The organism is Parapedobacter sp. SGR-10, from assembly GCF_011030405.1.
Lineage (GTDB): Bacteria > Bacteroidota > Bacteroidia > Sphingobacteriales > Sphingobacteriaceae > Sphingobacterium.
Window position 1 is genome coordinate 32,744 of record NZ_JAAJTJ010000003.1, and the last position, 14,193, is coordinate 46,936.

At 45.3% G+C, this 14,193-nt stretch carries 6 protein-coding genes; all 6 read left to right on the plus strand.

Annotation, left to right across the window (positions count from 1 at the left end):
• Positions 1 to 11: 11 nt before the first annotated feature.
• Positions 12 to 1,754: a right-handed parallel beta-helix repeat-containing protein gene (locus G5B00_RS04260; protein ID WP_163872019.1), complete on the plus strand. Its 1,743-nt coding sequence runs from the start codon at positions 12 to 14 to the stop codon at positions 1,752 to 1,754.
• 4 nt (positions 1,755 to 1,758) lie between these two features.
• On the plus strand, positions 1,759 to 3,489 hold the full coding sequence (locus G5B00_RS04265; RefSeq protein ID WP_163872020.1) for a hypothetical protein: 1,731 nt from the start codon (positions 1,759 to 1,761) through the stop codon (positions 3,487 to 3,489).
• Between the two features lie 10 nt (positions 3,490 to 3,499).
• Positions 3,500 to 5,011 (plus strand): sialate O-acetylesterase, encoded by a 1,512-nt coding sequence (locus G5B00_RS04270; RefSeq protein ID WP_163872021.1) that lies wholly within the window; start codon positions 3,500 to 3,502, stop codon positions 5,009 to 5,011.
• Between the two features lie 2 nt (positions 5,012 to 5,013).
• On the plus strand, positions 5,014 to 6,609 hold the full coding sequence (locus G5B00_RS04275; protein ID WP_163872022.1) for a M14 family zinc carboxypeptidase: 1,596 nt from the start codon (positions 5,014 to 5,016) through the stop codon (positions 6,607 to 6,609).
• Positions 6,610 to 6,773: 164 nt separating this feature from the next.
• The gene (locus G5B00_RS04280; RefSeq protein ID WP_163872023.1) at positions 6,774 to 10,826 is read left to right on the plus strand and encodes a hybrid sensor histidine kinase/response regulator transcription factor; all 4,053 of its coding nucleotides are present in this window, start codon (positions 6,774 to 6,776) and stop codon (positions 10,824 to 10,826) included.
• A gap of 174 nt (positions 10,827 to 11,000) precedes the next feature.
• Positions 11,001 to 14,180, plus strand: a complete 3,180-nt coding sequence (locus G5B00_RS04285; protein ID WP_163872024.1) for a SusC/RagA family TonB-linked outer membrane protein — start codon at positions 11,001 to 11,003, stop codon at positions 14,178 to 14,180.
• Positions 14,181 to 14,193: the final 13 nt, after the last annotated feature.

Below are 14,193 nucleotides of genomic sequence, written 5' to 3' on the forward strand. Positions count from 1 at the left end.
ATAATAAAGATATGAAATTTAGAAAGATTCCAGTATTCATAGTCTTATTCGCAATAATGGGGCAGATGGTACAGGCACAGGACAAAGTTGTTCAAGTCGCTGATTTTGGTGCAGTACCCAACGATGGGAGGTGCGATATGGCCGCCATCAAAAGGGCGTTGGACTACGTCAAAACAGTGAAAGCAGGAGAACTGATTTTTGATGCAGGAACGTATGATCTGTTTGTGGGCGATGCAGGAAAAAATATAGCGATAGACATACAATCACTGGACGGTTTTACGATGACGGGAGCGACCGATGCGCAAGGACAGCCTGCCACCACACTGTTGCGTCATTACGAATTCAGGAATTCATTGTCTGCCAGACCGATCCTGCATGTAGACAAGAGTGCAAACTTTCGTTTGCAAAATTTTATTTTCGACAATAATCCCCGCTATTCCACGGCAGGAGAAGTCATTGCCAACGATGGGCAGACTATTACGGTAAAGATCTTTGAAGGAAACCCGGTAATCGATGGTGTTGTTTTTTATACCGGTAATGCTTGGGATATGTCCACCAAAACACTTAAAAAACAGCCAAGCCTGACTTATGGATCGGATGTGGATAAGAAAAAGGAAGAAATGACTTGGCGTGTGGTAGGTGATCCCGCCGACCGTACCATGAAACTTAATTCGGCAGCTATAGCTTCCAAAGTGGTAGTTGGTGATGGCATTAGCTGGAGCTTTTCCTGGGATGGCAGACAGGTGGTTTTTGATATGTGCAAAGATCTGTTTGTCGAAAATGTATGGACCTACAATGCTATCGGCTTTGCCATGGAAGCCAGAGCATGTGAAAATATTACGGCACGCAAAGTCAAAGTGATCGCACCGGAGAATCAGTTGCTTGTGAGTCCGCGTGACGGATGGAAGCTGTTCGCCAACCGGGGCAATGTGCTAATGGACGAAATCTATATGGAAGGTGTTCGTTGGGACGGACAGAATGTGCACGGTTCTTTTATGTGGCCACATGAGATCTTCAATAAAAAAACAATTTGGCTCAAGAAAAAACGGGGAGTAACTTATCCTATCCAGATAGGTTCAAAGATAGGTTTCTGGGAGGGAGATACAGAAACTGTCCTTACCGTGGAGAAAGCGGAACATAAGATGACCGAGAAAAAAGAGCGCGGATTTCTCCTTACGTTCAAAGAGGATATTCCTGATTTTGTCAACGAAGAAACGCTTTGCCAGGTATATGCCTGGAATATTGACAACTATGTGCTGAGCAATTCGACGTTTCGCAATATTGCCGGGACAGCGAACTTGATCAGAAACACCAATGTCACCATCAAGAACAATACCTTTGACCATATTATGTACACGGCTGTCGTGATCGGTGCGGCCATTCGTCAGGGAGAAGGTCTCGTGCCTAAAGATGTCAGGATTGAAAACAACACCATTTCCCATTCCGGTTGGGTGCCCCGCTTCAAAACAAGGGGCGCCATCGGTGTCAGAAACCAGCGGATCAATGAAGCCCCTGATACAGTAGAACCACTTCGGAAACATGGAGAAGAAAGAAAATCTTCGCCTCCGATCCAGAATGTGTACATCGCAGGAAACACCGTCACGGACTGTGAATATGGAATTGTCGCTGACGAGACAAAAGAACTGGTCATCGAGAAAAACAAGTTTATCAACGTGAAAAATGCGCTTGACGTTCACCCGGATTATAATGACGGAGCACGTATAGCTGATAATGAAATAAGGAACAAAGAATAAAGAAATGATGAATAGAAATTTTATGGCATTGATTGCCACATTTTTTGTAACGGTCTGTACGACACAAGCACAGGATAAAATCGTCAAGGTGGCTGACTTTGGAGCATTGCCCAACGATGGGAAATGCGATATAGCCGCCATCAAAAAGGCATTGGATTATGCCAAAACAGTGAAAGCGGAAGAGCTGGTATTTGATGCCGGAACGTATGACCTTTTTGTAGGGGATGCTTCGAAGAATATGGCTATTGAAGTCGCACAGTTCAATGATTTTGTCTTCCGAGGAGCAGTGGACAATACAGGGAATCCCGCAACGACCTTTCTTAGGCATTATGATTTCAGAGATGATATGCACGGCAAACCGATTTTGTCTGTGCGTCGCAGCAACAACTTTCATCTACAAAACATTATTTTCGATAACAATCCGCGTTATTCCACTGCGGGAGAGGTGATCGCCAACGATGGAAAAACCGTTAAGGTCAAAATATTTGAGGGTAATCCTGTCATGGACGGCACGTTGTTTTTCACGAGCAATATTTGGGATCTTGCGACCAAGACCCTCAAAAAAGTGGAAAGCCCGACTTATGGAGGAGATGTCTATAAGAAGAGAGAGGAATATACCTGGCGTGTGGTGGGCGATCCCGCGGATCGGATCATGCAACTCAATTCCCCCACCTTAGCGTCAAAAGTGGCGGTAGGAGAAGGGCTTAGCTGGCATTTTTCGTACAAGGGCATTCAAGTCAATTTCTACATGTGCAATGATTTGACCGTGGAGAATGTATGGACCTACAATGCCATTGGTTTTTGTATGCAGGCACAGGCCTGTGAAAACATAACGGCACGCAAAGTCAAAGTGATTGCTCCCGACAATCAGCTTGCTGTAGGATCGCGGGATGGCTGGAAATTGTACGCCTGCCGTGGAAAAGTAGTCATGGACGAAATCTACATGGAAGGTGTGCGTTGGGATGGACAAAACGTGCATGGCTCGTTTTTGTGGCCCCATCAGATAATCGATAAAAACACGATCTGGCTGAGGAAGAAAAAAGGTGCGGCCTTCCCCATTCCGGCAGGGTCAAAAGTAGGTTTTTGGAATGGCAAAGAGGAGGTATTGCGCACGGTGCAAAAATCGGAGTTGAAACCTACGGAAAAAAAGGAACGTGGGTTTTTGTTGACATTTACCGAGCCTGTTCCTGACTTTATCAATGAAGAAACACTTTGCCAGATATACGGCTGGAATATCGATGAGTATATGCTGAGCAATTCGGAATTTCGTAATATTGCCGGATGCGCCAGCCTGATCCGTAATTCTAACGTTAGTATTTTGAACAATACGTTCGATTATATCATGTACCCGGCCATTATGATCGGAGGAGCTGTCCATGAGGGAGAAGGCGTAGTGCCAAAGAATGTGCGGATTGAAGGAAACAAGGTGACACATTCGGGCTGGATGTTGCGTCATGGCATTACAGGAGCGATAGGTATTCGAAATCAGGAAGATGGAGAGGGACTTGTTTTTCATACGGATAAAGATCCTCAACTACAGGATCGCACATCCCCCTGGATGACAGATATACGTGTGATCGGCAATACGGTCGAGCACAGCACAGAAGGGATTGTGGCAAAAGGAACACTTGGCATGTACGTTGAGGGCAATACGTTTATAAGCGTAAACAAACCCATCGACATACCAAAGGAAGATAATCCAGATGTCGTGATCAAGAACAGTAATATTCAATAAATAAAAAAATATGAATTTGAAAGGATCCATCTCTATCGGGCTATTGATGATGTGGGCTGTCTTGTCTGCCCACGCCCAATTACGATTGCCACACTATTTTTCCAACCATGCCGTGCTTCAGCGGGATCACCCCATAGTATTGTGGGGATGGTCGAAGCCGGGAGAGGAGGTGTCTGTTACGATGGCAGGCAAGGATTATTTGGCAAAAGCTGATACAGATAGCATATGGCAGGTACAACTCCCTGCAACATCTGCCGGAGGGCCTTATGAAATTAAGGTATCCGGCGAAGCCGAAAGTATTACCGTAAACGATATTTATTTTGGTGATGTGTATTTTTGTAGCGGGCAGAGCAATATGGCTTTTTTGATGCGGAATGAGCAATACAATCAAGAAGAAAAAGAGCCGCTTCCATTGGTAAGACAGCTCTTTGTGTACCGCAAAACGGCTATATCTCCCCAAAAAGAGGTGTCCAGAGCAGAATGGAAGATGACAGAAGCTTCAAATTTCAACCGACTATCTGCCGTAGCCCATTATTTTGCAAAATCAATACATCAGCAAGAAGGGATTCCGATTGGTATTATTCATTCATCTTGGGGGGGGGCGCCTATCGAAACATTTATGAGTGCTTTGTCCTTGAAAGATTTTGAGGAGGCCACAGCAAAAGTGGAAAAGATTACCCCGGAATTTATCACAAGCACTAGAAAATCCAATGAGCAATTGCGGAAAGCTAATCCCGGCGTTAGGAATCCCAAAGGTTTTGTCAATATAGACAACCGTTATCCTACGATGGTGTACAACGGTATGATCAATCCTTTTTTCGCCTATCCTGTAAAAGGTGTGATCTGGTATCAAGGAGAAGCAAACAGCGTTGTTCCCTTGTGTTATGATTACGAAGCGATGTTGACAGGTTTGATTACTTCGTGGCGTAAGTCATGGAAAGATGAAGAACTGCCTTTTTTTGTTGTTCAATTGGCCAATTATGGAAAAATCATTGACGAGCCAGAGTCCTCGGGTTGGGCAATGGTGCAGGAAGCGCAGTACAATGTCAGCAAGCGTATGAAGCGTGTTTCTACTGTCGTTATAAACGATCTTGGAGAACCTTTGGATATCCATCCACGGAACAAACGAGATGTCGGCAAGCGCTTGGCAGCATCTGCTCTAAGTATGATTTACGGACATGAAAACAAGACGGTAGAAGGGCCTGTTTTGGACAAGGCAGTCGTGAAAGGCAATATGTTTGAACTGTCTTTTAAAAATGTAGGAAGTGGTCTTGTGGCCAAAGATGGAGGTGATGAGCTATATGCCTTTGCACTGGCAGGTGAGGATAATATATTCTACCGGGCTACGGCAACGCTGAACGGAAATAAGGTCGTGGTGCACAGCAAAGATGTACCGCAACCTGTTCATGTGCGGTATGCTTTTGAAAGCAGCCCCGAGAAAATCAATTTTTATAACAATGAGGGCTTTCCGGCTGTGCCTTTTCGGACAGATCAATTGAAAGATGCCAAAAAGCGTAATTGATCGTGATTGATATAAAATCTCTTGTGCTTGGCACAATGTTTTTCCTATCGTTTGTATGCGGTAAAACATGTTGTCTTGCTCAGTCTGCAACGGCAGATGGGGGCATAACCATTTACAGTGATTTTCCCGGTGGAAATATCGTGGTGGATTCCATTGTCGGAGACCAGGTTTATCTTCATCAGGATATCAATGGTATCTGGGGTAATTGGTTCTATTGGAACTTTAAGGTAAAAGGAGCCACGCCGGGCAAAACCTATACGTTTAATTTTACCCACCCTTGGGAAGACGTCAAAAAGATGCAAGTCGTGGGAGTACATGGTCCGGCCATCAGCTTGGATGAAGGCAAGACGTGGACATGGGCAGGAAAGGAAAACACAACTGCACATTCATTTACCTATACTTTTCCTTCGAATACTTCGGTTGTACAGCTGAGCGCCGTTATTCCTTATACAGAAGCTGATTATACACGCTTTATGGAACGATACAAGAACCATCCAAATGTGTACGAAAGAGGATTGACCGTATCAGAGGGAGGAAGAAAAGTCGAGCGCCTGCACATTGGCAAGGTAGCGGGCAATGTATCACATAAGGTGTTGATTACAGCACGTCATCATGCTTGTGAGTCCATGGGCAGTTTTGTTTTGGAAGGTCTGATTGAAGCTGTATTAGAAGATGATACCGATGGAAAATGGCTGCGGGAAAATGTGGAATTTCTACTTATCCCTTTTATGGACAAGGATGGGGTAGAAGAGGGCAGACAGGGAAAAAACCAACGCCCAAGAGATCACAATAGTGATTATAAAGGAGAAAGTTTGTGGGCGAGCGTTTCTGCACTCAAATCTTTTGTTCCCAAGTGGGGCGGGCAGAGTATCAAGGTGGCATTGGATATACATTGTCCTTTCATTAGTGGAGGTAGCCATGAAAGTGTCTATATGGTCGAAAATTTCCGTGAACCTACGCAAGTACAGCAAAGTCTGTTTTCGGCACATCTGGAGCGTTCGGTAAAAAATTCATTGCCTTATAAGGAAAGTAACAACATCAAGTTTGGTACATCGTGGAATAAAGGCAAAAAGGACAGCCGTTTCTCGGATTGGGCACACTCGATGAACAGTGTCAGGTTGGTCAGTACGATAGAGATGCCTTATGCCAACGCTTCCGGTACAGTGGTCACGGCAGAGAACACGCGCGTATTCGGACGTGATCTGGCTTCTGCTATAGCCAAATATCTGCAAACCGAATCGCAGGAATCCAAAGTCACTAGCACACAACAAACACCGAAAAGTGCTGAACAGGAAACTCCAAAAACGACCACAACACTAGTACCACACAGTACAGGACTACCCAAAGGAATCGAGTCGTGGATCAACGGGCGAGTAAACTATTATACAAAGAACCTAAACCTCAACGAACAACAGGCACAGCAGATACGTGGATTTTTTACGGAATCCGCAAAAAGAGGAGCAGAGATCAAGGAAACCTTGAAAGGCGAAGAGCAAAAGAAGGCATCTTGGCAAAATCAAAGAGAACGTGAGCACAAAGTGAATAGCATCCTAACCGAAGAGCAGAAGAAAAAAATGGCAGAGTTGGAAAAGAAGTAGCATATTAGCAAAACGCCCGACATGTCGGGCGTTTTGCTAATTCAGGTGTCAGACTTCGTGAAATTTGAAAATATTTTTGACGAAGAGGCGTAAAAATTTTATTTTTCATTATTTTGCGATGAACCGCTATGTTTATTTTATTCCGGGGTTTTGAGCTTTATTGTATGAGGGGAACACATTCAAATTTCTATGCTATTGTTATTGGACTTATCGTGGGACTGTGTGTTTGGGTCAATCCGGTTCATGCCCAGAGACTGCAATCTATCGAGGATTTTCCCCATACCGATTCTTTTCAGGCGACGCAGGATGACAACGGCTTCGTATGGTTTTCGTCCTTGGATGGGTTATGTAGGTTTGACGGATTGGAACTGAAAGTTTATAAAACAAACTTCAAAGATCCCGGCTCGCTGATCAATAACAGGGTAACGGCGGTTGCCTTTGACAAAGTATACAATGGACTGTGGCTCGGAACAGGGGGCGGAGGGATCAATTTTTTTGATATTGTCACCGAACGCTTTATCCACTATACCTTGCCCCACAATGCCGAAACAGTCTCAGCCGTATTGCTCGATTCGCAGCGGAGGTTGTGGGTGGTCACCGACAAGGGGGTTGTGGTCGCCGCTTTAAAAAAAGATGAAGCTGTGGCGGAAGCGGTATTCCGAGAAGTAGAAAACAGCCCAATGGGTGAGGTGGCTTGTATATTTGAAGATCATCAGCAAAGGATATACTTTACTTCAGGTTCGGGTGTTTACAAAGTCGCTGCTAAGACTCCCAAGAGTTATACTCTTGCAAGATTCTTACCCAATGATATTAAGTTTTGCAACGTTATTCGGGAACTCGAAGCAGGAGAGTCTTATTATCTACTGATAGGATGTGCGGATGGGTTGTACAAATTTGATTTTCAGACAGGAGAATTGACCAAAATACGGAATTATACAGTCATATCCCTATTGATCAACAAGGAAGAAAAAACAATTTGGGTCGGTACACCGGAGCATGGATTGGATATCATCATGGAAGAGGATCTCTTGTCGGGTAATCTTGGTCCAGTTAGAAACAGATTTAATACAGGGCATATCGAGATACGCTATATCTTCAAAGATTCGTTCAATACCGTCTTTTTGTGTACCACCGGGCAGGGAGTCAAATATTTCAACTCCTACAACCAGAAATTTAATGCCTATCCGGATGCGCAGTCCAACTGGGATGATCTCAATAGGCAGGCCACCTGTTTTTCAGCAGCCGAACCGGACAAATTGTGGATAGGAACAAAAGGAAAGGGATTGGCCTTATTCGACCGGAAGACCAACCATTATCGTTTTTTCCTAACCGGGGCCTCCGTAAGCAACCGAAGCAATATTGGGGCGCTTTTTCACGACAAAGACAAGAATCTTTGGATAGGTGGTATTATTGGGGGAGGTCTGTATTATCTATCCCCTGAAGAACAGCAAAAGGCAGAGAAAGGCAGACAGGACATCCTGTTTCAGAAATTAGAGGGGTATATAAGCCCGATAGGTCGAATCAACAAGATCAAACAGGATAAAAATGGCATGATATGGCTGTTGACACAGAAAGGTGTGGCGCTGCTCAAAGATAAACAAGAAGTAAGAGTTGTGCAGAAAAATGGACAACCTAGATTGCTATATGATGAGATTGTCAACGATCTGGTCTTGATGGACGATGCCGCCACCGGTAGGTTTACGGCATGGATCGGTACCCGAAAAGGTATCTACAGACTCCTGATAGACTACAGCGGGGATAGCTATAAGCTATTGGACAAAGAACATTACGACATCAATAGCAATCTGATAAATTCCAATTGGGTATCGGTATTGCTCAAAAATAAAGAGGGCAATCTAGTAGTAGGGACTCTAGGGGGCGGGATTAGTATTATATCCCGGAAAGATGGAAAATACCAGGCTCAGCATGTCACCAAAGCCAGCGGCCTCGTCAGCGATGAGGTAGAGACCATCATCGAAGACAGTAGCGGCGACCTATGGATAGGTTCTTTAGGGTTGACGAGGTTCAATCCGAAAGAGAACAAATTCAATTATTACGATGTCAACGATGGCCTGCAGAGCAATTTCTTTAAAGTCTGGGCGGCACACAAGATCAATGAGGAGGAGTTGGTGTTCGGAGGGATAGATGGATTCAATATTTTTGCACCCCGACAGATCGTGGGCAACCCTGTACCGCCGAGACTGATGTTTACCGAGCTGATCCTGGATAATAAGAGGATACATGTGCGTGAAAGCATTGAAGGTCGTGTCGTCCTTGACAAAAGTCTACTGTACACAGAGCGTGTCATGTTGTATCCCGGCATCAAGACCTTTACCGTAGAATTTGCAGGGGTCCATACACAGTCGTCAAACAAAGAACTTTATCGGTATAGATTGGAAGGTTTTGACAAGGAGTGGGCTTATACCAATAGCTCCCGAAGGATGGTATCTTATTCGAACCTGAGCCCCGGCACGTACACGCTATGGATAGAAGCCCACAGTGGTGATGGTGTCTGGTCCGAACAACCAAAGCGTATTGAGATCGTCGTGAAACCTACATTTTGGCAGAGTGGATATGGTTACCTTTTTTATTTTCTGGTATTTTTGGCATTGGTGTATGCCTACACAAGATATACTATTCTTCGGACCAATACCAAGAATGAGCTGGCTCTCCAGCAGTACAAACAGGAACGGGAACTGAAAAGCTATGACGAGAAACTGCAATTTTTCACCAATATATCCCACGAATTGCGGACACCACTGGCGTTGATTACCACTCCGTTGGAGCAGGTATTCGACAAATATAAGCTCAATGAACAGGTCAAGGAAAAACTTGGAGTGGTGTACAAAAATGCTTCCAGACTCAAGATACTGATCAACCAACTATTGGATATACGGAAATTTGAACTGGGGAAAGTAGAGCTGAATGTGGAGAAAACGGATCTTTCATTTTTTGTCAAGCAGATATTTTCACAGTTTGAGGATTTGGCCTCATCCAAAGGGATCACTTGGAAAATCAAAGGGAATGATCCCGATATTTTTTGTGAGTTTGACCGGAATAAGATAGACCAAGTGTTTTTGAACTTGTTTTCCAATGCATTGAAATTTACTCCGGAAGGATCGGAAGTAGAGGTCGATATCCAAAAAGTAGATCAACAGGCGTATGTCACTGTACGCAATACGAACAGTTATATCGAGCCGTCTGTCCAAAAGAAGATCTTTGACCCGTTTTATCAGGTTGATAATGGCATGGAGACCGTTGGTTCTGGTCTGGGATTGGCGATTGTGAAGTATCTCGTCGAACTGCATAGCGGACAGATTACTGTGGAAAGCCAACCCGGCAGTCAGCAGCACGGGGCTTTTACAGCCTTTACACTCTCATTCCCTTGTCTGGAGATGATCGAAAATATAGTGCAGCGCCCAACTCAAGAGAAGAGGGGAAATGTCGAGTCGGGCAAAAGAAAGTTGGTCATTGCCGAAGACAATACAGATTTGCGACATATACTGATAGATGATCTACAGGACAGCTACGAAGTATTCGCCTGCGACAATGGAAAAGAAGCATTGGCCTTAGTGAAAAAACACCAACCGGATCTGGTCATTGCTGATGTCATGATGCCTTTGATGGACGGGATAAGTTTGATAAAAGCCATGAAGAGGCACAAATACCTTTCGCACATTCCGGTCATTATCATTTCGGCAAAAGGTTCGGATGAGAGCAAGATTGAAGGGTTGGAAACCATGGCAAACGATTACATAGAAAAACCGTTTAATCTCAAGATATTGAATCTCAAGATCCGAAATCTCATCAGTTCAAAAGATAGCGTGTCGGACATTGTACATGTACAGGAGCAGTTGTCTCCCTCTGTGGTCGAAGTACCGGCCTACACGGATGAAATCTTTAAATCCGTCATGGCCGATATTGAGAAAAACATCGATAACCATGCGTATACGGTAGCAGATTTATGTGATAATGTCAATCTGAGCAGATCCAAGCTTTTTAGGATTATCAAATCCAATTCCGGACTGTCCATCAATGGCCTTATCTTGGATGTGAGGCTCAATCGGGCTGCTCAATTACTTACTCAAGACCGGTATTCTGTAAACGAGGTCATGTATCAGGTTGGATTTGAGAATGCCTCTTACTTCAACAGGGCATTCAAGAAAAAGTTTGGAGATACACCTCGCAAGTATGCCCAATCCAAGGGGTCGGAGTAGAGACGCAATGCATTGCGTCTCTACTTATAATAAAAACACCTCCTCATGCCGAATTAGTGTTATAAAATGAACGATTAGAGCAGAAATGTATCTGATGGCAAGGCTAACTTTGTATTGTTGAGCGGGCATTTCATGTACCCGTGATGGCATGAAAACAACCAAATTTATAAACTTATGCAAATACAAAAATTACTTTTTACGGTCTTGCTTGTTGGTGCAGTACAGTTTTCAGGTACGGCTTATACAGGAGTAAAAAAGGAAACGGATGTCAACAAAGCATTACAGACCAACGTCCCAGTATCGGGAAAAGTCGTGGATCAAGCAGGGCAGCCTTTGGTCGGGGTCGTTGTCACGGAAAAAGGAACGAAGAACATTGCGGTGACCAAGGCAGACGGCGCTTTCGCGATCAAAGTAAAGGACAAAAATGCTGTATTGGTGTTTTCCTATGTCGGCTATACCGGTCGTGAGGTGTCCGTGGATGGTGCGGACTTTTCGAGGATAGTCCTTTCACAAAATGTACAAACCTTAGAAGACGTCGTCGTGATAGGTTATGGTACAGAAAAAAGGGGGGATCTCACGGGTGCTATCAGCAGTATCAAAGCCGAAGATATCGCCAAATCCAACTCGTCTACCTTTGCCGAGGCCATACAGGGCAAGATTGCCGGTGTACGGGTCAATATGCAATCGGGCGAACCGGGAGCAGGGATCAATATCGAGATCCGTGGTGCCAGCTCCATCAATGCGGGCAGTCAACCCTTATACGTCATTGACGGGATACAGATGGATGTCAACGAAAGTGAGGTCGCGACTTCCAACCTTGGAACCAATACCGCAGGCAATCCCTTGGCTTCCATCAATCCGCAGGACATAGAGACTATCGACGTACTCAAAGATGCGTCGGCCGCGGCCATCTATGGTGCCAGAGGAGCCAATGGCGTTATCATCATCACCACCAAATCAGGCAAAGCCGGTAAAACCAGCATCACGGCCAATCTTTCGCACGGTATCGAAGAGATTACCAAAGGTATCGATATGATAGGTGGACAGGAATATGCCAACTATCGCTATGAACAGACACCGAACAGCCAAGCCTGGGCGATAGATACCGATAACGACGGCGTGCTGGATTCTCCCCGGGATGTATCCGACCTGCCGAGCTACAATTGGCAGGACGAGCTGTTCCGTCTGGGATCTATCTCCCGGTTCAACCTGTCTATGCAGGGCGGAAGCGGCAAGACGACATATACGGCTGCGTTGGGATACGAGGACAAAAATGCTCTGGTCAAAAACAACAATTTTAAGGCCTATTCGGGCCGCGTCAGAATGGATCATCAGGCATCCGACAAGATCAAGATCGGTACCAATGTCATCTGGGGAAAGACGATGAGCAGCGGTATGGCCTCTAGTGGTGGCGGTGGAGGATCGTGGTCAGGGATCATACAGAATATCTATACCTATCGTCCGATACTGATCCACAATCCGAACAACGAGGATGAACCGGTACACCTGATGACAGATATCAACGAGTCTCATCGTGAGACAGGATTCAACCGTCTGGTCGGAAATGTCTATATGGAGTATAATATCAAGAAGAACCTAATGCTTCGGGTACAGGGAGGCGGTACCATGACCAATTCCAAGCTGACAGAATTTTACAGCAGCAACACCTCCTGGGGGCGTATACCCAACGGTAGAGCGGGATTAAGGCATACACAGACAGATGCCTTTTCACAGACCACCACATTGAATTACAATACAAGAATTAAAAAAGGGCATACGCTCCGGGCGATGGGGGGATTTGAGCTGAATACCTATAGGTTTGAAACCTTTTTTACGAGAGCACAGAATTTTGAGGATCAATCGACGGGCCCCTATGATATGTCCAAGGCCCTCATCACGCAGCCGACGACAACCAGAGTCAATGAAGTCAACCGTATGTCCTTTTTTGGGCGGTTGAACTATAATATCAAGGATCGGTATTTATTTACCAGCACGTTGCGTGCCGATGGTTCGTCCAATTTCGGACGGGGCAGCCGTTTCGGATATTTCCCCTCGGCGGCATTTGCCTGGCGGGTACTCAACGAACGGTTTATGAAACAACAGGATATATTTTCCGATCTTCGCTTGCGCCTGAGCTACGGGATGACAGGTAATGACCGTATCACACCATATTCCAGTCTGCCGGAACTATCTCCGCTCTACTATGCCAGCAACGGGAACCTGATCTATGCCACAGCACCTACCCGTGGCGAAAATAAAAACCTCAGATGGGAGGCAACCGAACAGTATAATCTTGGGTTGGATGTAGCTATCCTAAAAGGCCGGGTCTCCCTTACTGCTGAAGCCTACAGCAAAATGACAAACGGCATGTTGTTGAATGCCGAGATTCAAGGGCAGACCGGTTATGTACGGCAGTGGCAGAACATCGGAGACATGGAAAACAAAGGGTTGGAATTTACCTTGAATACCATAAACGTGGAAAAAAAGGGATTCAAATGGAATACCGCTTTCAACATCTATTTCAACAGGAACAAAGTGGCTAGCCTGGGCGGTACGGCCGATATTCCGGTAACATTTGGAGATGGTTATCTGACAGATGTCGGTATCGTGCGTGAAGGACATTCTTTGGGTACAGCCTATGGCTATGTGTGGGACGGTATCTACCAGATTGATGATTTTACTTGGCAAAATGATAGCGATCCGAGTATTCCGCACAATAACCGGGATTATGTGCTGAAAGATGGCATACCTTTCTTGTCCGGTACGGCTACGATTCCGGGGGTATTCAAGTACAAGGATCTGGACGGCAACAACGAGATCAATGCACAAGACCGTCGGATCATCAGCAACAGCAATCCTAAATTTGCAGGTGGAATTACCAATGAGTTCAGTTACCGCAATTTTTCGCTCCATGTATTCTTGGAAGGGGTGTACGGCAATGATATATTCAATGCCTTCCCGACCCGCGTAGAGTCCGGACAAGGGTCGGAGGCTTCTAACCTCACAAGGGCGTATTGGGAAAACCGTTGGACACCGGACAATCCATCAAACCGTTATGCATCTATTTCGAGGAGCAATACGGATCAGTATGCTTCTACGTATTACGTGGAGGATGGCTCTTATTTGCGTTTGCGTACGCTTTCGCTTGCGTACCGTTTTCAGCCCAAGGTGCTGAAAGCGATAGGAGCCTCTAGCCTCCGTGTCGAGGCTTCCGTGGACAATATGCATGTATGGACAAATTACAGTGGTTTGGATCCCGATGTGCGTTCTTCGAACAAGCTGTTGCCGGGATACGACCGTCTGGCCTATCCCAGACCACGTACCTATATGTTTGGTATCAATATGACTTTCTAATATTCAAATCAGA

Bases quoted from the DNA above. Each gene is read 5' to 3' on its own strand.
- G5B00_RS04280 (WP_163872023.1), top strand. From the start codon at position 6,774: ATGAGGGGAACACATTCAAATTTCTATGCTATTGTTATTGGACTTATC.
- G5B00_RS04265 (WP_163872020.1), top strand. From the start codon at position 1,759: ATGATGAATAGAAATTTTATGGCATTGATTGCCACATTTTTTGTAACG.
- G5B00_RS04285 (WP_163872024.1), top strand. From the start codon at position 11,001: ATGCAAATACAAAAATTACTTTTTACGGTCTTGCTTGTTGGTGCAGTA.
- G5B00_RS04260 (WP_163872019.1), top strand. From the start codon at position 12: ATGAAATTTAGAAAGATTCCAGTATTCATAGTCTTATTCGCAATAATG.
- G5B00_RS04270 (WP_163872021.1), top strand. From the start codon at position 3,500: ATGAATTTGAAAGGATCCATCTCTATCGGGCTATTGATGATGTGGGCT.